The organism is Lacihabitans sp. CS3-21 (assembly GCF_024343675.1).
Taxonomy (GTDB): Bacteria; Bacteroidota; Bacteroidia; order Cytophagales; family Spirosomataceae; genus Leadbetterella.
Map to the genome: position 1 here is coordinate 64,577 of NZ_RJUD01000097.1, position 22,937 is coordinate 87,513.

General features: G+C 37.6%; 18 protein-coding genes. 9 read left to right on the top strand and 9 right to left on the bottom strand.

The window, feature by feature from the left end:
- Positions 1-3 precede the first annotated feature (3 nt).
- The 4 genes from EGI24_RS14895 to EGI24_RS14910 form a co-directional block, all read right to left on the bottom strand.
- The gene (locus EGI24_RS14895; RefSeq protein WP_255049266.1) at positions 4-1,116 is read right to left on the bottom strand and encodes a glycerate kinase; all 1,113 of its coding nucleotides are present in this window, start codon (positions 1,114-1,116) and stop codon (positions 4-6) included.
- Complete coding sequence (locus EGI24_RS14900; protein WP_255049267.1) at positions 1,116-1,862, bottom strand: LytTR family DNA-binding domain-containing protein; 747 nt, start codon at positions 1,860-1,862, stop codon at positions 1,116-1,118. The genes EGI24_RS14895 and EGI24_RS14900 overlap by 1 nt, the downstream gene beginning before the upstream one ends.
- Positions 1,859-2,908 (bottom strand): sensor histidine kinase, encoded by a 1,050-nt coding sequence (locus EGI24_RS14905; RefSeq protein ID WP_255049268.1) that lies wholly within the window; start codon positions 2,906-2,908, stop codon positions 1,859-1,861. Before EGI24_RS14905 ends, EGI24_RS14900 begins: the two co-directional genes overlap by 4 nt.
- A gap of 114 nt (positions 2,909-3,022) precedes the next feature.
- Positions 3,023-3,643, bottom strand: a complete 621-nt coding sequence (locus tag EGI24_RS14910; protein WP_255049269.1) for a histidine phosphatase family protein — start codon at positions 3,641-3,643, stop codon at positions 3,023-3,025.
- A gap of 52 nt (positions 3,644-3,695) precedes the next feature.
- Between EGI24_RS14910 and EGI24_RS14915 the strand changes: the two genes are divergently transcribed.
- The 3 genes from EGI24_RS14915 to EGI24_RS14925 are packed head-to-tail and all read left to right on the top strand — an operon-like array spanning position 3,696 to position 5,935.
- Positions 3,696-4,109, top strand: a complete 414-nt coding sequence (locus EGI24_RS14915) for a hotdog fold thioesterase (protein ID WP_255049270.1) — start codon at positions 3,696-3,698, stop codon at positions 4,107-4,109.
- 57 nt (positions 4,110-4,166) lie between these two features.
- Entirely contained in the window at positions 4,167-4,970 is an 804-nt protein-coding gene (locus tag EGI24_RS14920) for an outer membrane beta-barrel protein (RefSeq protein WP_255049271.1), read from the top strand.
- 53 nt (positions 4,971-5,023) lie between these two features.
- Positions 5,024-5,935: a patatin-like phospholipase family protein gene (locus EGI24_RS14925; RefSeq protein WP_255049272.1), complete on the top strand. Its 912-nt coding sequence runs from the start codon at positions 5,024-5,026 to the stop codon at positions 5,933-5,935.
- On the opposite strand, the gene EGI24_RS14930 is transcribed toward EGI24_RS14925, so the two are convergent.
- Positions 5,932-7,095 carry an MFS transporter gene (locus EGI24_RS14930; RefSeq protein WP_255049273.1) on the bottom strand — a complete coding sequence of 388 codons (1,164 nt, stop codon included), beginning with the start codon at positions 7,093-7,095 and terminating at the stop codon, positions 5,932-5,934. The two genes, EGI24_RS14925 and EGI24_RS14930, sit on opposite strands and share 4 nt — an antisense overlap.
- A 128-nt stretch (positions 7,096-7,223) precedes the next feature.
- A complete protein-coding gene (locus EGI24_RS14935) occupies positions 7,224-7,676 on the bottom strand; it encodes a beta-carotene hydroxylase (protein WP_255049274.1) in 453 nt (150 codons plus the stop codon).
- Between the two features lie 90 nt (positions 7,677-7,766).
- On the opposite strand from EGI24_RS14935, the gene pafA reads away from it, so the two are divergent.
- Complete coding sequence (pafA, locus tag EGI24_RS14940; protein ID WP_255049275.1) at positions 7,767-9,371, top strand: alkaline phosphatase PafA; 1,605 nt, start codon at positions 7,767-7,769, stop codon at positions 9,369-9,371.
- Between the two features lie 77 nt (positions 9,372-9,448).
- On the opposite strand, the gene EGI24_RS14945 is transcribed toward pafA, so the two are convergent.
- A complete protein-coding gene (locus EGI24_RS14945; protein ID WP_255049276.1) occupies positions 9,449-12,253 on the bottom strand; it encodes a pitrilysin family protein in 2,805 nt (934 codons plus the stop codon).
- Between the two features lie 303 nt (positions 12,254-12,556).
- Here EGI24_RS14945 and EGI24_RS14950 point away from each other — a divergent pair, with 303 nt between their 5' ends.
- From EGI24_RS14950 to EGI24_RS14960, 3 genes are all read left to right on the top strand, one after another.
- Positions 12,557-13,312 (top strand): DUF4290 domain-containing protein, encoded by a 756-nt coding sequence (locus EGI24_RS14950; protein ID WP_255049277.1) that lies wholly within the window; start codon positions 12,557-12,559, stop codon positions 13,310-13,312.
- A gap of 5 nt (positions 13,313-13,317) precedes the next feature.
- On the top strand, positions 13,318-14,622 hold the full coding sequence (murA, locus tag EGI24_RS14955) for a UDP-N-acetylglucosamine 1-carboxyvinyltransferase (protein ID WP_255049278.1): 1,305 nt from the start codon (positions 13,318-13,320) through the stop codon (positions 14,620-14,622).
- A gap of 169 nt (positions 14,623-14,791) precedes the next feature.
- Positions 14,792-16,087, top strand: coding sequence for a DEAD/DEAH box helicase (locus EGI24_RS14960; protein WP_255049279.1), 1,296 nt, complete (start codon positions 14,792-14,794; stop codon positions 16,085-16,087).
- A gap of 139 nt (positions 16,088-16,226) precedes the next feature.
- On the opposite strand, the gene EGI24_RS14965 is transcribed toward EGI24_RS14960, so the two are convergent.
- Complete coding sequence (locus tag EGI24_RS14965) at positions 16,227-18,302, bottom strand: tail fiber domain-containing protein (protein ID WP_255049280.1); 2,076 nt, start codon at positions 18,300-18,302, stop codon at positions 16,227-16,229.
- 307 nt (positions 18,303-18,609) lie between these two features.
- Between EGI24_RS14965 and EGI24_RS14970 the strand changes: the two genes are divergently transcribed.
- Together EGI24_RS14970 and EGI24_RS14975 are read left to right on the top strand one after the other, a co-directional pair.
- Positions 18,610-20,391: a 7TM-DISM domain-containing protein gene (locus EGI24_RS14970; protein ID WP_255049281.1), complete on the top strand. Its 1,782-nt coding sequence runs from the start codon at positions 18,610-18,612 to the stop codon at positions 20,389-20,391.
- Positions 20,388-21,005, top strand: a complete 618-nt coding sequence (locus tag EGI24_RS14975; RefSeq protein WP_255049282.1) for a response regulator — start codon at positions 20,388-20,390, stop codon at positions 21,003-21,005. Before EGI24_RS14970 ends, EGI24_RS14975 begins: the two co-directional genes overlap by 4 nt.
- 58 nt (positions 21,006-21,063) lie before the next feature.
- Here EGI24_RS14975 and lysS read toward each other — a convergent pair whose 3' ends face one another.
- Positions 21,064-22,779: a lysine--tRNA ligase gene (gene lysS / locus EGI24_RS14980; RefSeq protein ID WP_255049283.1), complete on the bottom strand. Its 1,716-nt coding sequence runs from the start codon at positions 22,777-22,779 to the stop codon at positions 21,064-21,066.
- Between the last annotated feature and the right edge of the window lie 158 nt (positions 22,780-22,937).

Genomic DNA, 22,937 nt, shown 5'->3' on the forward strand with positions numbered 1-22,937 from the left:
TTTCTAAAGTGTGTTTTTGATAAGGATTCCAATCTCTTTCCCTGTTTCAAAAAGTAATTCCGCAGCATTTGCCTTTGCGAAATCCAAAGACATTTCAGGCGTTTTGATTTGAAAGGTTTTTATGATGTTTGGTTTATCAGTTAAGTCTGTTTCAACCGTTCCACCTATTAAAATCACTTTTCTCCGATTTGAGTTTTCAAGGAGTTTCGATATAAGTTTGCCATTCCAAGTTTGTGAATCAATTCTGCCTTCGCCAGAAATAATAATATCTGATTGGTCTATTTTGGTCTCTAAATCACATATTTTGAAGATTTCTTCTGCGGCTGAAACTACTTTTGCTCCAAGAAATGCATAGGCTCCACCAGCCAATCCACCAGCAGCTCCGCTTCCTGCAACAGTTTGCAAATCAATGTTTTTGGTTAGTTTCAGAACCGAATTTAGGTTTTGTAGTCCTTTGTCCAAAAAGTCTATTTGTTCAGGATTCGCACCTTTTTGTTTGGCATAAATATATGCCGCACCATTTTCTCCGAAAAAGGGATTGGTGACATCTGTGGCCACGATAAATTCGGTTTTTGAGAGGTCAAATACACTTTGGTAGGCTATGGTATGAATTTCATTCAAGCCCTCACCATTTGGGTTCAATGTATTTTCATTTGTATCCAAGAATATATAGCCCAAAGCAGCCGCCATGCCTATTCCACCATCATTGGTAGCAGAGCCGCCGACAAAAAGTATAACTTTTTTCGCTTGTCTTTTCAAGGCATGGGCTATCAATTCGCCTGTTCCTAAAGTGGTAGTTTTTAAAGGATTTCGCTCTTTATCAGTGACAAGTTCGAGCCCAGAGATTTGAGCCATTTCTACAAAAGCAGTTTTGGTTTTTTCATCCCAAAGATATTGGCTTTCTATTTTTCTAAAAAGGGGATCAGAAGCCATGCACTGAACATACTCCAAATCTCCTTTGATGGCCTCCAAAGTTCCTTCACCACCATCTGCCAAAGGCAAAAGTGTGATTTCAGCCGTCGGAAAAGTGTTTTTTATCCCTTTGGCTAGGCTTTCAGCTACTTTTTGGGCTGAAAGCGAATCTTTAAATGAATCTGGGGCAATGAGAATCCGCATTATAAACTCATTAAATCCTTGAACTTTATGGCTTGGCGACGAGATATTTCAATTTTTTCTAGTGGCGTACTTTTCTCGCCTCCTTTGAGTGTAACCAATAATCCTCCTGAAAACCAAGGCTCTATTTTTTCTACCCATTGTAAGTTGATGATGTGTTTGCGGTTGGCTCTAAAGAAGCTTTTAGGGTCAAGTTTTTCTTCCAAACTATTCAAAGACTTCAAAATCATTGGTTTTTGGTCTTCAAAGTGTAGCCTAACGTAATTTCCCATAGACTCAAAAAGTCTAACTTTCCCAAGTTTTACAAACCAACATTTCTCGCCGTCTTTTACGAAGACTTGGTCGTTTTCTGTTAGATATTGAACGTTAGGATCGGATGAAAGTTTCTCTGAACGCTTAATTTCGGCCTCAACTTTTGCGATGGCTTCAGCTAGTCGGCTGCTGTCAATGGGTTTCATTAGGTAGTCTAAAGCATTGTACTCGAATGCCTTAAGGGCATATTCGTCGTATGCCGTAGTAAAAATAACTTCTGGAACTCTGTCCTCAATGATTTCTAAAAGTTCAAATCCATTCTTGCCGGGCATCTGAATGTCTAGGAATAGCAAATCTGGTTGATGTTCATCAATGAGTTCAATGGCTTCATCGGCATTGGCTGCTTCGGCCACAACATTGATTTTTGGAAATTCTTCCAAAAGTCTCTTCAGTTCATTCCTTGCAAGTCTTTCGTCGTCGATAATGATGGTTTTCATATACTTAGAGGTATTTTTATGACAGCGGTAACTGTCTGGTGATCTTCTTGATAAATTTCGAAAGAGGCGTTTTTGCCGTACAACAATTGTAAACGTTTCTCGGTATTTTTAAGCCCGAATCCGCCATCAATATTTGCGTTTTCGGTATTTTTTAGAACGCCTGTATTCCTGATTTTGATTACTAAATTATTAAAAACTTTGCTAGTGTTGATTTCTACATAACCCCATCTTGCTGCTTTTTGCACGCCATGTTTTATCGCATTTTCTACTAAAGTTTGCAACATCATCGGTGGCACCTGGATATTGAGTGTATTCACGTCTACATCCCACATGATTTGTAAACGTTCCTCGTATCGTACTTTCTCGAGTTCCAGGTAGTCTTCAATGGTTTTCAGTTCTTCTTTGAGCGAAATAGTGGTTTTTCTGTCAGCCACCAGTGCACTCCGTAATATATTCGACAACTGTGTAATGCCCTTCTGCGACTTGGTGGGATCTTCCAATACCAAAGCCCTGATACTATTCAAGGCATTAAACATAAAATGCGGATTTATTTGTGCTCTTAATATTTTTGCTTCGGTGGCTTCTATGGAAGTTTGGAGTTTTATGCGTTCAATGGCATCAATGCGGCGTTCGTTGGTGTAGGCATAAAAAATATACACCAAAACCCAAATCAAAATCGGTTTGCTGAGATTGACCAAATATACAATATCTCTTAGCAACCAGTTGGATTTGGAGGTGTCTATAATGTCTTCATCTAAACTGATGTTGATGGCATAAAACAAAAACGTAATCAGCAAAATGCCAATAAAACTTCTGATAATAAGCTGAGGAATAGAGAGTTTTATCCAGTTGTATTTTTTGAAAACTACCCTAAATAAATGGGTGAGCGAAATGCCCACCAGAATGTTTATGATAGAATTAAAAACGAGGTTTTCGAGTTCTTCGTAGTTGAAATTCCAAAACAAAAAATAGTTGATGAAGTCGGAAAGGGTGTATAAAGTCCATCCCGAAATTTGAAAAAGCCAATACGACTGCTTAAAATTCATTCGTCAAATATTTTCTCAAAACTACAAATTATGAAAATTTAAATTGAATCTTCTTTACTGTCGGGGATTTTTATTGCCGAAAGGCGGAAATATGGTTTTATGTTTTTTTTGAAATTATTCCAAATGACTCACATCGTTTCTTGAAAGTATCTCAAAAGCATCCTTGGCATAGCAATATTCTAGTTTATACAAACAGGTATTTTGATGCGGAAAAGTATCCATGTCAGAAATCGGTAGATTGGAAATATGCGATAACAACACCCGCATGGCTCGTCCGTGCATGGCTACTAGGATGAGTTTTTCTTCAGAATTTTCAATGATTTTCTTAAGTCCAACTTTCAATCTATCAGCCACTTCTACAGGACTTTCTCCACCTGTTGGTTTTAGATTTATATTTCCTTCGCTCCAACTTTTGGTTAGATGGGCGTAATACGCATTGTCTTCCGTAGTAGGTTCTTGGCCTTCTTTTTCGCCCCAACTGATTTCGTTAAGTTCAGGTAAAATATCATGGGGAATTCCTTTTTTTATAAATTTTTCGACTGTTTGATGGGTGCGAACTAGGGCTGAGGTATATACTTTTTGGAATTGAATATCACCATATTTGGTATGAAATGCCTCTGCTTGATTTCTGCCTGTTTCATTCAGATCAGCATCAATGCCGCTTCCTTGCACTATTCCTCTTTTGTTATAATCCGTTTCTCCGTGTCTTATTAAATAGATTTCTTTTTTTGACATAAGTATAATTCCCCTCTTTTTAGATATTTTTGACAAATTTACATAGAATACCATGTTTAATAAAAATTTTGATTTAGAAAGCCTCAATGCTTTTGGTAAAAACACACTTCCAGGACTTATTGGAATTGAATTTACAGAGCTTGGCGACGATTTTATAATTGCCCGCATGCCAGTAGATAGTCGTACACATCAGCCATTTGGGATTTTGCATGGCGGTGCTTCTGTTGTTTTGGCTGAAACTATTGGAAGTATTGCATCCATGTTATGTTTAGAAAACCCCGAACTACAAAAGGCCGTAGGTTTAGAAATCAATGCGAATCACCTGAGAGCAGTAAAAACTGGTTGGGTTTATGGCAAAGTGACACCCATTCATGTGGGGGCAAAAACCCACGTGTGGGATATAAAGATTACCAACGAAGAAAATAAACCTGTTTGTATTTGCAGATTAACTACCATGATAATCTAGTATAAACCTATCCTTTGGCTCAGTTTTTGCTGTGATTTCTCCGTAATTTCACCCAATATGCATAAATTATTTCTTGTTTTTTTTGTTTTCATAAGCTCGTTTGGAATGGCTCAAATAACTAAGCCAGACACGGCAAATATGCCCATTGATACCAGTTTGAAGGTTAAACCCATCGTTTTTGACACCATGAGTTATTCTGAAGAATATCGACGTGACAAATGGAGGTTTTCTTGGGGAGCTAGAATAGGCGGGAGCCGAGGGAAATATACCATCAATGAGAATACCATTGATCAAGTTGGTCCAAGCGGTCTTCCTGTGTTAGATCAAAACGGCAAAATCGTCAAGAATCAGTTTGTTAATAATAAACTTTTTGGGACGGGTTACAGCGGTGGAGTTTTTGCAAGATTTGTTAGAGGTTCATTTTTTATTCAACCTGAATTGATGTATTCGTCCAAAGCAGGCAAATTTGATTTGCTAAAAAACGATGGGAGTTTATACAAGCGTGTGAACGGTTCATTCTCATCTTTGGATATGCCACTTTTGATTGGAATTCGATCTAATAAATCTCGTGTGTTTTTTGGACCAACTGTTAATTTTGCCTACAAACTCAATAATGAAATGAAAGGTGCTCTTTCAGAATTTATTGCCGAAGAAAAACTCAACCACCAGTTTTTTAATAGGCCTATCATGAATTTTAATGTGGGTTTAGGTTTCGAGTTTGGGTCGTTTTTCTTTGATGTACGTTACGAAAAAAGTATAAAATCTTACTCTTTGCAGAATATTGGGCCAAGTAATTCGCCTAAATTATTTAATCTAAAAGCTGACGGATTTCATGTTAGTATAGGTTTTATTCATAAATAATTCCGAATTTTTACTGTTTCTGTTCTATTTTTGGTAAAAATATATAATTTCACATGAAAGCATTGGTTTTGGGTGGAGGCTCATTGAAAGGTGCATGGCAGGTTGGGGCAATTCAAGCAGTTTTAGAAACTGGCTTTAAGCCAGACATGATTTATGGCATTTCTGCTGGGGCACTCAATGCCGCATTTATGGTGAACGAAGCCGGACTTCAATTCAAGGCCAATCAAGAAATCAATTGGGATTTGGTAAATAAAAAGCTGCTACAGTTTTGGTTAGAAAACATCACCCAACCATCTGATATTGGTATATTAAAATCAAAATGGACGCTTGGAATTGATACTTTAATGAGCAGATTTGATGGGCTTTTAGATACCAATCCACTTCATGAAAAACTCAAAAAATATTTAGACTTAACGGTTTTACGAAGAAGCCCGATTGCTTTGAAAGTTGGTGCAGTGAATATTCATACGGGCGAAATGCACTATGCAGATCCACTTGAGCAGCATTTTTTAGATTTTCTTAGGGCAAGCAGTTCATTGCCCATCATTATGCCGGGTATTCAGATTGGCAACGACAACAAAGAAGTGTATTTGGATGGCGGAATAAGAGAGGTGGTGCCTTTGAAAAAAGCGATTGCTGACGGAGCCACAGAGATTTATGCCATAGCCACACATCCAAAAAAGCGAGAAATGGAGCCTATTAATTACCGAAGTTTATTGACTTTGATTGAACGAATAAAGGATATTTCCGTAAATCAACTTGAAAACAATGACTTGGAATGGGCAGAGCATTATAACCAAAACTTGGTGTCGTTGGCAGGCTTTAGTTTCAATAAAAAAATAAAACTCACGGTCATTAGGCCAGATGTTTCTGTAAATATCAAACTTACGGATTTCGACATAGAAGTAATTAAAGCCATCATAAAAGAGGGTTATGAAAAGGCATATACGGTTTTGAATGCTTAGAATAGCTTAACCCTCTTACTTTGAATCACCCAAACAATGCCCAACGTAGCAATAAACCCAAAGGCAATAGAAAGAGTAGTGGCTTTTGAGATAAAACCTATTAAAACGGGACCAAATAGAAATCCTCCCATGGCAAATGTGTTCATGATGGCCAAACCCGATCCTTTGGCCATGTTTGGGACTCTCGACGCACTGGCGTAAAGTATGGGTGCTCCGCATGAAACTCCCGCTCCAACAAGTGCAAAACTTATTATTGCTGAAAAAGTATAGGGTAGTGTTACCACAACCAATATGCCTATTATACTCAATATTCCACCGTAGAAAAGAATTTTGTTGGCTCCGAATCTCGGTATTATTTTGTCACCAATTAATCTTCCCAAAGCCATAAAAAGGGAGTAACCAGCCATGCCCCAGCCCTCAAAATAAGTGGATGTTTTCACTACGTCTCTCATGAAAACTGCTGACCAGTCGGCCATGGTTCCTTCCGTGATGTTGACGCACAAACCGATGACGATCATCAATAAAAAACTTCCTTTGGGAAACGAAAATTTCGATTTTTCAATAATTGTCTCGTGTATTTCTTCTTTGATCAGGAAAATATTCTTTTGGGCAAAAAGCAGTACTAAAAACAATAATGCACACACAATACTCATGTAAATGCCTGGTAATAAGCCCATGCCGCCAAACAAGCTAGAGCAAATAGACCCAAACATCAGTCCCAGGCTAAACATGCCGTGGCACGTACTCATTATTTTTATATCGAAGTGGTGTTCAATGGCCCCTACACAAGTATTCATGCCCACGTTGGTGATAGAAATGCCGCAACCACACAGAAATAAGAAAAAAGATTGGAAATAAACCGTTGGTGCGTTTAACAAAAGACTAAAAGCCAACAACATAAAGCCAATGCCATAAACAGAGGTTTTTTGCATGCCGATTTTCCTCACCAAAGTGGCCGCAACAGGATTCATGGTTAAGGCACCAAATGGCAGACTGAGCAAAAGCAACCCGAGCTGGGCATCGTCAAGGTCAAACTTGGTTTTTACAAAAGGAATAAAAGTGGCCCAATTGCCAAATAGAAGTCCGACAGAAATAAAAATTAGACCAATGGAAAAACTCTGCTTGTTACCAAAAAAATCTTTGGTGATATGAGAAAACATAAACTGCTTTGAAGGTTCAAGATGCAATTTAACTATTTACACAACCGCTTTTTAAAATTCGTCTCAAAGAAGTCTAAACCAAGGATGAATTTATCAGAAATACCCAATAATTTTTCCAAAAATCACAATTAAGATTTCTTTTCGTATTTTTTTGGAGCATACAGAAAACCAAAAGCCTCTGCACCCTCTTTGGTGTGCGTTTTGTGGTGAACATAGTGGGCATACATGATGCGTTTCATGTATTTACTTTTAGTTGCAAACTTGAATTTTAGCCTTCGGTGTACTATTAAATCGTGGAAAATAAAATAGAAAAGCCCGTAAAGAGTAATGCCTAAACCGATGTGAAAGAGATACCAATATTCCACATTTAAATCTCCGAAAACTATACAAAAGATGGCTATTGGAGTGAAAACCAATGCGTAATAATCGTTTTTTTCAAAAAAACCTTTGTGCATATTGTGGTGGTCTTCGTGCCATGTCCAGCCAAAACCATGCATAATATATTTGTGAGCAAACCAAGCCACACCTTCCATCAAAAGAAAAACTCCTAGAACTATTCCTATTTTAATTGCTATCTCCATTATCTAATTTTATCTATTTTAAAACACACTTAATCTTAAATTGTTTTTGGGTCTAAAATAAAAACCTATTTTTGTTGAAAATTAATACAAATGAATACAAAATTATTAAGTTTTTTGCTTTTGTTTTCGGCAATGGCTTTTTCACAAAAACCTAAAGTAGAAAAACCCAAATTGGTGGTCGGTATAGTAGTGGATCAAATGCGTTACGATTACCTCTATCGTTTTTACTCAAAATACGCTGCTGGTGGTTTCAAACGAATGATGAATGATGGCTACAACTGTCGAAACAATCATTACCATTATGCCTCAACTGTTACTGGTCCAGGTCATGCACATATATTTAACGGTTCATCGCCTGCCATCAGCGGTATTGTGGGCAACGAATGGTTTGAGAAAAATACGGCTGCAAGCATGTATGTCGTTGCGGATTCTACTGTAAACGTAGTTGGAACAGGGAGTGCTTCGGCAGGTAAAATGTCACCTCGAAACATGAAAGTGACCTCGATAACTGACCAACTCCGAATAGCAACGCAGTTTAAATCAAAAGTAATCGGAATTGCTTTTAAAGACAGAGGAGCTATCTTACCCGCTGGACATACAGGTTTGGCCTATTGGTACGATGCTGGTAGCGGCAACTGGATCACCAGTGACTATTATCAGAAAACTTTACCAGACTGGGTAAAGACTTTCAACGATAAAAAACTGCCTCAACAATATATCACAAAAATGTGGGAGCCCTTGCAGCCCTTGACAAATTATACAGAAACCGAAGACGATGACCAACCGTATGAGGCCACCATATCAGGTGAACCGAAAGCAGTTTTCCCGCATAAAGTTACTATGGGCAGTTTAGCCCAATCGTATTTTGGCAACGAACTCACCAAAAACTTTGCTTTGGCTGCTATTGATTCTGAAAAAATGGGAATGGGTAATGAGACTGATTTCTTAACGGTAAGTTTTTCAACACCTGATTATACCGGCCACGCTTTTGGAGCCCAATCAAAAGAAATAGAGGATGTTTACTTGAGATTGGACAAAAACATGGAAGAGATATTACTTCATTTGGATAAAAAATTGGGAATAGGAAATTATACAGTTTTCCTTTCTGCAGACCATGGAGTGGCGGAAATTCCCGCTTTTTTAAAAAAACACAATGTGCCAGCAGGCCTTTTTCTAGGAGGAGAATTGGAGAAAAAAGCGGAGGCTGCTTTAGTTGCGAAGTTTGGAGAAGGTAAGTATGTTATCAATTCAGATAACTACCAGTTTTACCTAAATAAAGTTTTGTTGGGACAGAAAAACATCACGATTGACCAAGTTACAGCAGTTTTGAAAAATGAATTTGCTGCGATTGATGGCGTTTATAATGTGATAAATCTTTCCGAAGGGGATGTGAACGAGGTTCCTTCTTATTTTAGAGACAAACTCACCAATATTTATAATCCAAAAAGAAGTGGAGAAGTGATGATTTTGGTAGAACCAGCTTGGTTTCAAGGTTATACCAAAGGCACTACCCATGGTACGATGTATGCCTATGACACCCACGTGCCTTTGTTGTTTTACGGATGGGGTATAAATAAAGGAGAGAATTTAAACAGAACGTATATTTCTGATATAGCTCCAACCATTGCGATGTTACTCAAGATTTTAGAGCCAAACGGTACTATTGGTCAGCCTGTTACGAGTGCTTTGAAATAATAGGCGAAGTTTTTAAATCATAAAAAAGGCTGCTCAATAAACTGAGCAGCCTTTTCTTTACTATCTGAATCCTCTTTTTACTTATCTTCTGGCAAAAGAACAATTCTGATGAAATCTTCGCCGCTTAGATATTTGTTTGCCGTGGCTTTTGTACTTTCAACTGACAGCAAATCAAGTAGTTTGTCTTCTGTTGGAATCGTCACTACTCTGTCTCCATTCTGATATTTTGCGGCCAAAGAACCCAACCAAAAATCGTTATTTTTTAGATTAGTCTGAAAATCGAGTTTTTGTTTTGATACAAACTTTTCAATATCCACTGCATCTGCTCCGTTGGCCTTGATTTTTTCTATTTCTTTCAACGTAATGTCAATCAGCTTTTCAACATTGGCTGGCGAACAACCATAACCTATTCTGAACATATATCTTGGCATGGGCACTCTATTGGTACTTCCTCCGACATATGGTGAATAAACGCCACTTTCTTCTTCACGAAGTTTTTCGGTTAGTTTAATGTTCAGAATGTCTCCCAAGGCTCTTATTTGTAGTTCCTCAGCTTCATTTGGAGCATATTTTCCCGAATAAGTCAACAAAACTCTAGCCTTATCCTCTGTGCCTTTCTTCACAATTTTAGAGACTTTTCCAGTCGGAGGTACTATGTTGAGGTCGCGGAAAGTCTCTTTTTTCTGTGTTCCAGGTAATCCTCCCAAGTAGGTTGCCAACAAAGGTTTGATTTTTTCGATATCAAAATTGCCAACAAACGTAAACTCAAAATCTGAGGCGTTGTTGAATCTTTCACTGAAAATTTTCATGGCTTTTACTGGATCTACTTTGGTCATTCTTTCGGATGTCATGGGTTGAGCACGGTAAGCACCATTGCCCATTACCACTTGCACACTGTCATTGAAGACTTTTTCAGGTGTTGGCGTTTTTTCCATGTTCTGCATAAAGTCTTTCTGGTTGGCCAATGCTCCTTTGGCAGCTTCTGGGTCTAATTTATTGTTGGTAAATCTGTTATAAACCATCTGAAGGGCAGTTTCAAAGTCTTTTACTGAAGACGACCCCGAAATGGCTTCTGAAGTACCACCCACAGAGGCGTTTACTTGAGCCACTTTTCCTGACATAAACTTAGACAAAGCCGAGGCTTTTAAGTTGCCATTTCCACTGGTTGAAGCTATCATAGAACTAAACGCCGCATTCATAAAGTCGGCATCTTCGTAAAGTGAGTTTCCACCCCAACTGTTTCCTCTGAATTTTATCTCGTCGTTTTTGAAGTCAGTAGGTTTTAAATTTACTTTTAAACCATTTTCAAATACAATTTCAGTTACCCCAATTTCTTCAATTTTATTTTCAGAAACTATTTTTCCTGGATTTGGCTTTTTCTCTACCAAGGATGTGGCCACAGCTTCGTCTACATAAGCAGTAATTTTTGAACCTGTATTGTCTAGCCAGCCTTTCAATTGTGCTTCTGTGGGTAAACTGGCTTTGTCTTTCTCAGAACCAATCAATGCCAAAACACGGTTTTCTTTGGTGATGAGCTTTTTGACAAGTGCATTTATTTCTGCTAGCTTTATGCCTTCCAAATGCTGATTGATGAATTGGTTGTCATATTCAATGTCGGTCATGACCACATCGTTTAAGAAACAACCCACCAATTCTTCTACGAAATTCTCCGAATCCGTTTTGTCTTTTTCTTTGTATTGTTTTTCAACACCGCTTTTGTATTGCATTTTGGCTCTTTGTAGTTCACTTTCCGTAAAACCAAATTTGGAAACTCTCTCGTTTTCATCTAAAACAGTTTTCAAAGCTTTTTCTACATCCGCACCTTTGGCTACAGCAAAAACAGTAAGTGCATCTAAATTACCCAAAAACGACGAGTAGTTGCTCGAGCCAAACTGATAAGGTGGGTCGGCTTTCTGCATTAATTCCTGTAAACGTTGGCTAATCATGCTGTTAAAAAGCGAGGTCATTATGTTTTCTCTTCTATTTTCAGCCGTTATTTGTTTTTTCTCGGGTTGCAAATAATACAATTGAACCATATTGTAGGGTTGCTCTTTGTCCGTAATTACGATAGCCTCTGTGCCTCCTTTAAGTGGAACTTCGTATTTTACTCTTTCTTTTGGTTTAGCAGGGTTTTGGATTCCTCCAAAATACTTGGTAATCATTTCTTCCATTTGGGCAGGGTCAAAATCTCCAACGGCCACCACTGCTTGCAGGTTAGGTCTATACCAATCTTTATGGAATCTCTTTACTGCATCATATGGAGCATTTTGGATAATATCATCTAAGCCAATTGGTAATCTTTGTGCATATCTTGATCCCCTAAATATCACAGGCAAAAGCTTCTCTTGAATTCTTGACTGTGCACCTTTTCTGAGTCTTGACTCTTCCAAAACTACGCCACGCTCTTTGTCAATTTCGGCGTGGTCTAAGGTGGCATATGCTGCCCATTCTGACAATACCATCATAAATTTATCGAGCTTGGCTAAGGTGTCTGTTGGAACAGGAAGCATGTAAACGGTCTCATCAAAACTGGTGTATGCGTTAAGGTCAGCACCAAACTGAATACCGTTTTTCTCCAAAAAATTCACCATTTCATTTTTTGGGAAATTCTTTGTGCCATTGAAATCCATGTGTTCCATAAAGTGAGCCAAACCTCTTTGATCATCGTCTTCGAGAATAGAACCAGCTTTAATAACGAGTCTCAGTTGAGCACGATTTTTAGGTTCTACGTTTTTTCGGATATAATAAGTAAGCCCATTTTTGAGTTTACCTACTTTCACCGAAGGGTCCATCGGAAGTTTTTCTTTGAGATTGAGCTGTTGAGCGAATGTCACCTGGCACACCAACAACAGCAGGCCAAGATGGTAGATTAGTCTTTTCATAAAGGATTTTTAAATTGATTAATAGAAAAAAATATGTATTGATTAATAGTAAAAATACAAATGCAATTAAATAGATATTCGACAAAAAGCTAAATAAAATTGTAGGAACGGCTGAAAATACCATTTCAAACTAAAACGTTAGTAATTTAATAAAATTTAATGGGGATTCTAATTTTTATTAGATTTAACAATTTTTGATTAAATTTGTAATTGAAAAACCTATTCTACAGTTTGAAATTTTAGATTCTTCCTGTTTTAGTTTAATATTAAAGAAAATTCCAAATCCTCTCGCGGGATATTTATATGAAAGAATACGGAAGTAATGTTCAGAAACTGGTCGAGCAAATCGTATCTATTCCTGAAAAAGAAAAAAGAACTAAGCACGCCCACATTTTGGTAGAGCTCATGCGTCAGATTCATCCGCAGATGAGAGATGGAGCAGACTACAGCAAAAAACTTTGGGACGACTTGTACATCATGGCCAACTTTGATCTAGATGTCGATAGCCCATTTCCACCACCACCCAAAGAGATTTTGGGTAAAAAACCCATGCAAATACCTTATAGTCAGTCTAAACTGAAGCATAAGTTTTATGGTAGAAATCTTGAATTGTTGATAATGAAGGCCATAGTGGCTGAAACTTTCGATGAAAGAAAAGCTTTTGTGTCGTATTTGGTTAGATTGATGAAGTCGTTTTTTCTCAACTGGAACAAAGACTCAGTGGAAACCCAAGTTTGTTTAAATCAAATCATGGAACTTTCGGGAGGGAAGCTCAAACCGGAGATAGATTTCTTGGTTGCAAATGGTATGATAGACGACGCCAATCCAAAGGACGGTAGCGGAAATAGACCAAGACCTTCTTATCAGAATTTCTCTAATCGTCCAGAAAGAGGAAATGAAAGAAGAGACCCACGTGCAGCTGGTGAAGGTAACAAAATGGGTGGATTTAATAGAAATCCCAATCAAAGGCCGAATAACCCGAATGGAGGAAATGGCAATAATAACGGCAACAACAAAAACCGTTTTAACAATAATAACAATAGAAGAAGACCTCAATAATAGATATGTCGTCATTTAAAATAACAGGAGGAAGAAAATTAAAAGGGGAGCTTGTTCCCCAAGGTGCAAAAAATGAAGCATTGCAGATATTGTGTGCTGTTTTGTTGACCAAAGAGCCCGTAATTATACATAATATCCCAAACATCAGAGACGTAAATAAACTCATGGAACTCCTAGAAGACATGGGCGTTAAGCGTAGCAAAATGGGAGAGGGTGTGTATAAATTCGAAGCTGACGATGTCAAGTTTGAATACTTCGAAACGCAAGAATATAAAAATAAGGCCGCAGAACTTAGAGGCTCTGTGATGCTACTTGGACCTATGTTGGGTCGATTTGGAAGAGGAAAAGCTCCAAAACCAGGCGGTGACAAAATAGGTAGAAGGCCATTGGATACGCATTTTATCGGTTTTCAGAAACTAGGGGCTGAATTTTCGTACGATCCAGGCGATTCTTTCTATTCTATTGATGGTTCAAAAATGAAAGGCTCCTACATTTGGATGGAAGAGATTTCTGTAACAGGTACTGCGAATGTTTTGATGGCTGCTGTACTTACCGAAGGTACTACCACCATATATAATGCAGCTTGTGAGCCGTATTTGCAGCAATTATGCAAAATGCTCAACAGTATGGGTGCTAAAATATCCGGTGTGGGTTCTAATCTTTTGACCATCAAAGGCGTAAAAGAACTTCATGGATGTGAACACACGATGTTGCCAGACATGATTGAGATTGGAAGTTTTATTGGTTTAGCAGCCATGACCGGTTCAGAGATAACCATTAAAAACTGTAGAATCCCTGAGCTTGGAATCATACCGGATACCTTCAGGAAGTTAGGTATTGAAATGGAATTCAGAGGAGATGATATTCATATTCCAGCTCAAAGCAATTATAAAATAAGTACGCTGATAGATGGCTCAATATTAACGGTTTATGATGCTCCTTGGCCAGGTTTTACACCTGACTTGATTTCAATTATTTTGGTAACGGCCATTCAAGCAAAAGGTACTGTATTGATTCACCAAAAAATGTTTGAATCCAGATTGTTCTTTACGGATAAATTGATAGATATGGGTGCTCAGATTATACTTTGTGACCCACACAGAGCCACAGTTATTGGCTTGGATAGACAATATAATCTCAGAGGGATCAGAATGACCTCTCCAGATATTCGTGCCGGAGTTGCCTTGTTGATTGCTGCTCTTTCTGCTGATGGAACGAGTATTATTGATAACATTGAACAGATTGATAGAGGTTACCAAAATATCGACGCCCGCCTAAATGCCATTGGTGCTGAGATAGTTAGGGTATAGTTTTTGACTTGAAGAAATTTGATTTTATAGCCATCTTTTGATGGCTTTTTTTGATTTACTGGGGTGGTAAAGAAACCGTAAAAGCTTCACATGACCACAATCTGAATATTTAGCCGTACCTTTGCGTTTTAATCGAAGTACCGAAACTGGTATTTCAAAATACCAATTTATGTCATTCGAAAATTTAGGACTCTCCAGTCCGATACTGCAAGCAGTAAAAGAAAAAGGTTATATCACCCCTTCACCAATTCAAGAAAAAGCCATCCCACTTGTTTTAGATAGAAAAGATATTTTGGCTTCTGCCCAAACAGGTACTGGTAAAACAGCAGGTTTTACTTTACCAATTTTACAGATTTTGTCTGCTACGCCTAACCAAGGACGAAGAAAAATTAGGTCATTAATTCTTACCCCAACAAGAGAATTAGCGGCTCAGATATATGATAACATCAGAGAATACAGTGTTTATTTAGATATAAAATCTACGGTGGTTTTTGGAGGTGTAAATATCAATCCGCAGATTTCAACCTTGAAAAACGGAGTAGATATATTGGTAGCCACACCTGGCCGATTATTGGATTTGCATGGACAAAGAGCTCTTTCACTGGCCAATGTTGAGATTTTGGTTTTAGACGAAGCCGATAGAATGCTCGATATGGGTTTTGCAAAAGACATCAAACGAGTTTTGGCTTTGGTTCCTGAGCGTCGTCAGAATCTTTTGTTTTCTGCCACATTTTCATTGGAAATCAAGCAATTGGCTGCCGGTATTTTACATGATCCAGAAATGGTGGAGGCCTCTCCAGAAAATACGACGGTAGAAAAAATAGATCAAAGAGTTATTTTAGCTGACAAGGGTAGAAAGCCTTCTATGTTGGTTAAAATGATCAAAGAGGGCAATTGGGAGCAGGTTTTGGTTTTTACTAGAACCAAACATGGAGCCAATAAGCTCACAGAAAAACTCCAAAAATCAGATATAACTTCGGCCGCAATCCATGGTAATAAGTCGCAAGGTGCTAGAACAAAGGCATTGGACGATTTCAAGAAAGGAGAAATTCAGGTTTTGGTGGCTACAGATATTGCTGCAAGAGGTTTGGATATTCCGCTTTTGCCACATGTGGTCAACTATGAACTGCCGAATGTTCCTGAGGATTATGTACACCGTATAGGCCGTACAGGTAGGGCAGGGGCTACTGGCGAGGCAGTTTCTTTGGTTTGTAATGAGGAATATGATTTTCTAAGAGGAATAGAAAAATTGCTAGGTCAAAAGTTTGTTAGAGAAACCATGACGGGCTACGAACCTACTGAAGAGGAAGAATTAGCACCTTCAAAGTCAGAGCACAGAAGACCTCAGAACAATAATTTCAGAAAGCCCAACGTACAAGGTGGCGGAGGTCGATCGCCGCATAGTGGCGGTGGAAGTTCAACATCAGAAAATAAAAAGCCTAAGAAGTTTTTTGGAAAGAGATAAAAAAAATCAATTTTGCAGTATAAAAAAATCAGCGACCCCAATGGAATCGCTGATTTTTTTGTTTAGGCAGTTTTGCTTTTAATGTTTTGCAGATAAATCTTCAAATTGTAATGATAAAAATTTCATGGCTATAAATGTCTTAATTTCTTGCACTTACTTTGTTTTTTTCAATCAGCAAATCAGCTATTTGTTCTAGTTTGGCCTCCAGTTGCTCGTTCTTTTTCTGGAGTGTTTTATTCTCCAGGATAAGTTCTTTAATGGCGGCCATCATAACTCCATCTATGTCTGCAGAGGCAATGGTTGTGTCGTTTCCAATTACTCCTAATCTGTCGTTTCCAAAGTTGGAATAAAACTCTTGAGCCATTGGCCCCCAGTGCCTTATGCTTTTGTCTTGTGTTTTATAATTCCATGTCCCTATTTTCATGTTCGCTATTTTTTCGAGAATATCTTTTGGTGCCGATATGAAATTTTCTTTTTTGGTGCTGTCTGAAATCGTCGCCCAACTGTTGCCACCGCTGGCCAAGCTAACACCTATGGTATTATTTGCGTTTGTAAATAATTGGTATCCGCCCCTAAAGCGAGCAGAGAATTGATTGATTGCTGAGGAAGTCAAAGTACTAGCCGATAAAACATCATCACCAAACCCAAAGGAACCTTCGTGCTGCATGTTCACCGCACTGCCTAAAGCAAAAGATTTGTTGGCACCAGCAGTAACAAAAGACCCCATTGCAAATGCCACGATTCCATTTGAAAACGCATTGTTTCCGATCGCAACGGCTTCATTACCAATGGCATGGCTTTTATATCCCGATGAAAGGGAATTTGGACCTTGGGCAATTGTTCTGTTTCCTATGGCTAGGGAATTCGCTGCAATTGCTCTTGTAGAATCTCCCAATGCCACAGCAGCCCGACCAGAGGCCGTAGTGGAGTCACCATAACTTAATGATGCAAATCCCGATGCCCTAGAATAGTAGCCGCCACTCAATGCATAGGAATTCTCCGCAATTGTTTTCCGTCCTAAACTGAAACTTCCGAAACCATTTGCGGTGGTTTCGCTTCCCGTTGCGATTGACACAATGCCATTTGCTCTAGTTTTAAATCCTTGTGTGAACGTGACATTTCCTTGAGCAACAGTAGAATCACCAGTTGCCAAAGCCGCAATTCCAACGGCTCTAGATCTATAGCCTTGTGTAAACGAAATATTACCAATTGCAAATGTGGAGTCGCCTGTAGAAAATGAGCCATTACCAATGGCTTTGGTCTCAAAGTTAAGTGCTGCTGAGCCATTTCCTGAAGCCTCTCCAAAATTACCTAAGGCAACACTGCCTTGACCCGTAGCTCTAGTTTTAAGGCCGATGCTTAAGGAATTATTTCCGATAGAAATACTTTCATTTCCAAATGCAAGAGATTCAATACCAGTTGCTCTACTTCGAAATCCGGCTGCAAAGGAGTTTTCACCTTCAGCCCTAGTTCTGTGTCCCAAAGCGGTTGAGTTAATACCTGAAGCACTTGTAGAATCACCCATAGCAACAGATGCACGACCCGAAGCCAATGTAGAGTCTCCAAAACTCAATGATGCAAAACCAGATGCTCTTGAAAAATAACCTCCACTTAGTGCCCAAGAGTTTTCTGTAATGGACCTTCTACCTAAAGCAATGCTACCTATACCATTTGAAATGCTTTCACTTCCTGTAGCTATAGAGGCTATACCATTTGCTCGAGTTTTAAACCCTTGAGTCAAAGTAACATTTGCCTGAGCTACAGTAGAATCACCCATGGCAAAAGCAGCAGCTCCCACTGCCCGGGTTCGATAACCTTGGGTAAAGGAAATATTTCCTATCGCAAAAGTAGAGTCTCCAGAGGCAAAAGCTCCATTGCCGATTGCTTTGGTTTCAAAATTGACAGCTGCAGAGGCATTTCCAGAGGCTTCGTTTCGGTTGCCTAGAGCAACGGAGCCAATTCCAGTAGATTTCGAATCGGTACCACTACTGAATGAAGTTTGGCCAGAAGATAAACTACCATTACCTAGGGCTGTAGCATAATTGCCAGTTGCTCTGGTATTTAATCCAAAGGATATTGATTTTAAGCCGTTTCCCTTCGCATTGTTACCGTAATGGATAGAATCAGGTAATAGCGTTATTTGTGAATATGTTGGGGTGTATCCCATTATAAATGAGATATTTAAGAAAAAAATAATTTGTAATTTTCTTTTCATAGATCGGTTTTTATAGATGTTTTGAAGTTTTAACTTTTATTTAAATTGTACTATTAAAATTTGATTAGAATTTGATTATTGAATAGGTATTCAATAAATATTGAAGTATTTTTCTTTTGGTTAAATAGGTACTTTTCATGGGTTTCATTTGCCACAAATTTAAAGACTTCAAAAGTGAGGAAAATACCCCACTAGGGGTATTTTTACTAGATTAAGTAATTAATTAGAACTTTACAGAATTGTGTATTTTATAAAATTTTCAAATCGTTTTTTTTTTATTGTATTGTGTTTTGTTTTTGGGACAATAATGGCTTTAAAAGCCCAAAATGTTGTTAAAATTAATGGTGGATTTAAAATGTCTACGCTCGAAGGGGGCTTAATGGTTTTTGTGGATAGTTCAAAAGTCTTAACTTCCTCCAATATTGTCAGCAATGAATTGTTTAAAGAATTGAAAAGCCCAACACTCAACATGGGGTTTAATGAATTTCCTATTTGGGGAAAATTTGAAGTTAAAAACAATACAAATAAACCAAAGAGCTTGATTCTACAGTTTAGGAAATCGTTTACAGATACTGTTAATTTCTATAAAGTAATATCAGACTCTTTAGTTTTTTTAGACCGTTTCAAATGGACTCAGAATTTTAATGAAAGACCTTACCCTGACATAAACCCGACATTTGAATTTATTTTAAAACCACGTTCGAAAGAAATATTTTATTTCAAGGTGGTGAAAAACTGGGGTTCTTGGCATTTGGTCCCCACTTTATATGATTCAGCATATTATGAGGCTATATATTCTAAAAAACTGATGCTTCAAACAGGGATTTTACTTGGGATTTTCGTTTTAGGTTTCTTCTTTGTGACAAGCTTTTATTTTCTTTCTAAGCAAAGGCTTTTTCTATATTACGCACTTTATCAATTATTTTTCGTTCTTTTTTATTTCTCTGCCACCGAAGTTTTACATTATTTTTTTAATGAAGATGTTCCCAATTATTTGATTGATCAGTATGCTGCCTCTTTGTACCAATTGTTAATATTCTTGATTTATGGAAGTTTTACAATTCGTTTTTTCAATATCCAACAAAAAGGTAATTCACTAATAATTGGGTTTTATAGGCTTTATTCATTGATAATTGTTATCACTATTGTTATTGCTTTGATTTTTTATAAAAATTTGTCAAACAATAATGAATTTCAAATCCATCTTAATATCTCAGGTTTAACTTTATTTGTCCTGGTGTGTTTATGTATTTATTTCGGTAAAAAACATCGGATTAGAGGTACTAATTCATACGCACTGGCACAGTCACCTATTTTCTTTGCATTGATATTCTGGAGTTTATCTAGTTTGGGAGTTTTACCCAAAAACCAAAACTATACTCTTATTTTTGGATTGGCTTTTCTTGCTGAGAATATTCTTATGCTATTCGCTTTAGCTATTCAGCTTCGTTTTTATTTTAAAGCAAAAGAGAAAAAGTTTACTTCAGAAATCGTTGAAGCTCTTGAAAATGAACGTAATCAGATTGCTATGAACCTACACGACGAACTTGGGGGAAGTTTATCAACTGTTAAGCGTAAACTTGAAGATGTTATTTCTGGGATAAATAATCAAGCCCGCTATTTTAATGAATTGCTTAAGGTTTTTGAAATTGTAAAGGATACAAATCAAACTTTAAGAAGAGTATCACATAACCTTGCCCCAGCCGAATTACAGCGTTTAGGCTTGGTCAATTCTTTGGAACAATTGTGTAATTCTTTTACTTACTCAAATTTGAGGGTTGATTTCTATCATTCCGGAAAATCTTCAAAACTTTCTCATCAAATAGAAGTTAATCTATACCGAATTGCCTCAGAGGCACTTCAGAACATCGTGAAACATTCAGGGGCATCCAATGCCGAAGTTTCTATTAATTTCTTTGAGAAGGAATTAAACTTAATTGTTTCAGACAATGGTAGGTGGAAGGTTTCAGATAAAGATGGAATGGGTTTAAAAAATATTAGGTTGAGAGTTGAATATCTTAATGGTATTTTAAATATTGATAAAGGGTCAAATGGTTCTCAATTGACCGTTGAATTGTCTGGTTTATGAAATTAAAGATAATGGTCATTGATGATCATCAGTTATTTTTGGAAGGTTTAATTGGCATTCTTCAAGGTTTCGATTTTGTTGAAAAAGTTTTTTTTGAAAATGATGTCAATAGTATATATGAAAGTGTGATGCTGAAAGACCCTCATCTAATCCTGCTTGATATAAACCTTAATGGCTCTAACGGCCTAGAAATAGGTAAGATGTTGAAAGAAAAAAAGCCTCTTTTAAAAATAATTATTATAAGTATGCATAATCATCCAGCATTTATTCAACAAGCACAATCGTTAGGTTTTGATGCATATTTATCAAAGGATATTGGTACGCAGTCGCTCAAGTCTGCCATTAAGTTGATCATGGAAGATAAAATTTGGAATTGGGGATTGATTTTAGAGCAAAATTCAGAAAATAAGTTTATAAGGAACAACTTCAATCTGAGCTCAAGAGAACTTCAAGTTATTGGCTTATTGGCCAAAGGATTTGATAATGAGCAAATTTCTAAAGAATTGGTCTTGAGTTATCACACTATCAAAACACACAGAAAAAACATTTATTTGAAATTGGGAATTTCCAGCCTATCAGAGTTATTTCTCTTTGCAAAAAAGCACGGTATTTAATAGGTCTAAATTTATTTTTTTATAAAAAAAGCCCGATGCTTATCGGGCTTTTTTGATTTTATGCTATCCAAGCTTCTACTTCTTCTTTGCTTGGCATTTTTTCATCTATTTTTAGTTTTTTACGCATACCGCCAAGGTCATTGAAAACTTTGTTTGGATTGGCTTCTTTCAAAGCCGGAATGGTATAAAAGCCCATTTTTTGTAAAGCAGGTACCCAAACCGCAGGCACACCAGCTGCTACATAATCTTCAGTGGTAGCTATTTCAACTTTTTTCTCAGGTCGCATTTGTGGGAAGAATAATACCTCTTGTATGCTGGCATTATTGGTCAACATCATCGTTAATCGGTCAATACCGATGCCAATACCTGCCGTTGGTGGCATACCATATTCCAAAGCTCTAATAAAGTCCTCGTCTAAAGCCATGGCTTCTTCATCTCCTCGCTCGGCTAATTTCAATTGTTCTTCAAAACGCTCTCTTTGATCAATAGGGTCATTTAACTCAGAGTAGGCATTGGCTACTTCTTTGCCGTTTATAAACAATTCAAAACGCTCTACTAAGCCGGCTTTACTTCTGTGTTTTTTGGTAAGGGGCGACATTTCTACTGGGTAGTCGATGATAAAAGTTGGCTGAATAAGATGTTCTTCTACTTTTTCGCCAAAAATCTCATCAATCAATTTTGCTTTGCCCATAGTGTCGTCAATTTCCATGCCCCACTCTTTGCATTTTTGGCGAAGTTCTTCTTCTGTTGAAGCATCAACATTCACGCCAGTATGTTTCTCTATGGCTTCTATGATTGAAAGACGTTGGAAAGGTCCTTGGAAATCTATGATATTATCTCCAAAAGGGAATTTGGTGTCTTCATGTACCGCAAAAGCTACTTTTTCGAAAAGCTGCTCTGTGAATTCCATCATCCAGTGGTAATCCTTATACGCTACATAGAATTCTAAGGCTGTAAACTCAGGGTTGTGCGTGCGGTCCATACCTTCGTTTCTAAACATCTTGCCAAACTCATAGACACCATCAAAACCTCCAACAATCAATCTTTTGAGATACAATTCGTTGGCGATACGCATAAATAAGGGCATATCTAGCGTATTGTGGTGTGTTTTAAATGGCCTTGCCGCAGCACCTCCATGAATGGGCTGTAAAATAGGAGTTTCAACCTCTAACCATCCCTTGTCGTCAAATACTTGACGCATAGTGCTGATTATTTTGGCTCTTTTTATGAAAATGTCGCGGTTTTCTGGATTTACGATAAGGTCAACATAACGCTGACGAAATCTCTGTTCAGGGTCTGTAAAACCATCATGTATTTTACCATCCTCATCACGTTTTACCACTGGAAGTGGCTTAAGTGATTTAGAGAGTAGTTTGAATGATTTCACATGGATAGAAATCTCCCCAGTTTGTGTTTCAAAAACAAATCCGTTGATGCCAACTATATCACCAATGTCTAGCAGTTTTTTGAAAACTGTATTGTACATCGTTTTATCTTCGGTAGGGCATATTTCGTCTCTGTTGAGATACAGTTGTATTCTGGCAGTTTCGTCTTGGATTTCAGCAAAAGAAGCCGAACCCATGATACGAAAACTCATCAAGCGACCAGCTACACTCACGTCTTTAAAGTCGAACTTGTTGTGTTTCCAATGCTTGAGGATATCTCTCAAACTTGTGTTGGTAAGGAAGCCATCCGCAGGATAGGGCTCTATGCCCAACTTCATCAATTCTTCTCTTTTTTGCCTTCTGAGTATTTCTTGTTCGCTTAAAAGCATCTTTTTATAAAATGGTTTTCTTAAAAAATCACGCAAAATTAACAATTTTTACCCAAAGAATGTTTGAAAAGCTCAATTAATCCACCATTTTAGCCTTTTGATTCAGAAAAGGCTAAAATTTAAAATAAATATAAAGAAAATGTCATTTTTGACGTTTG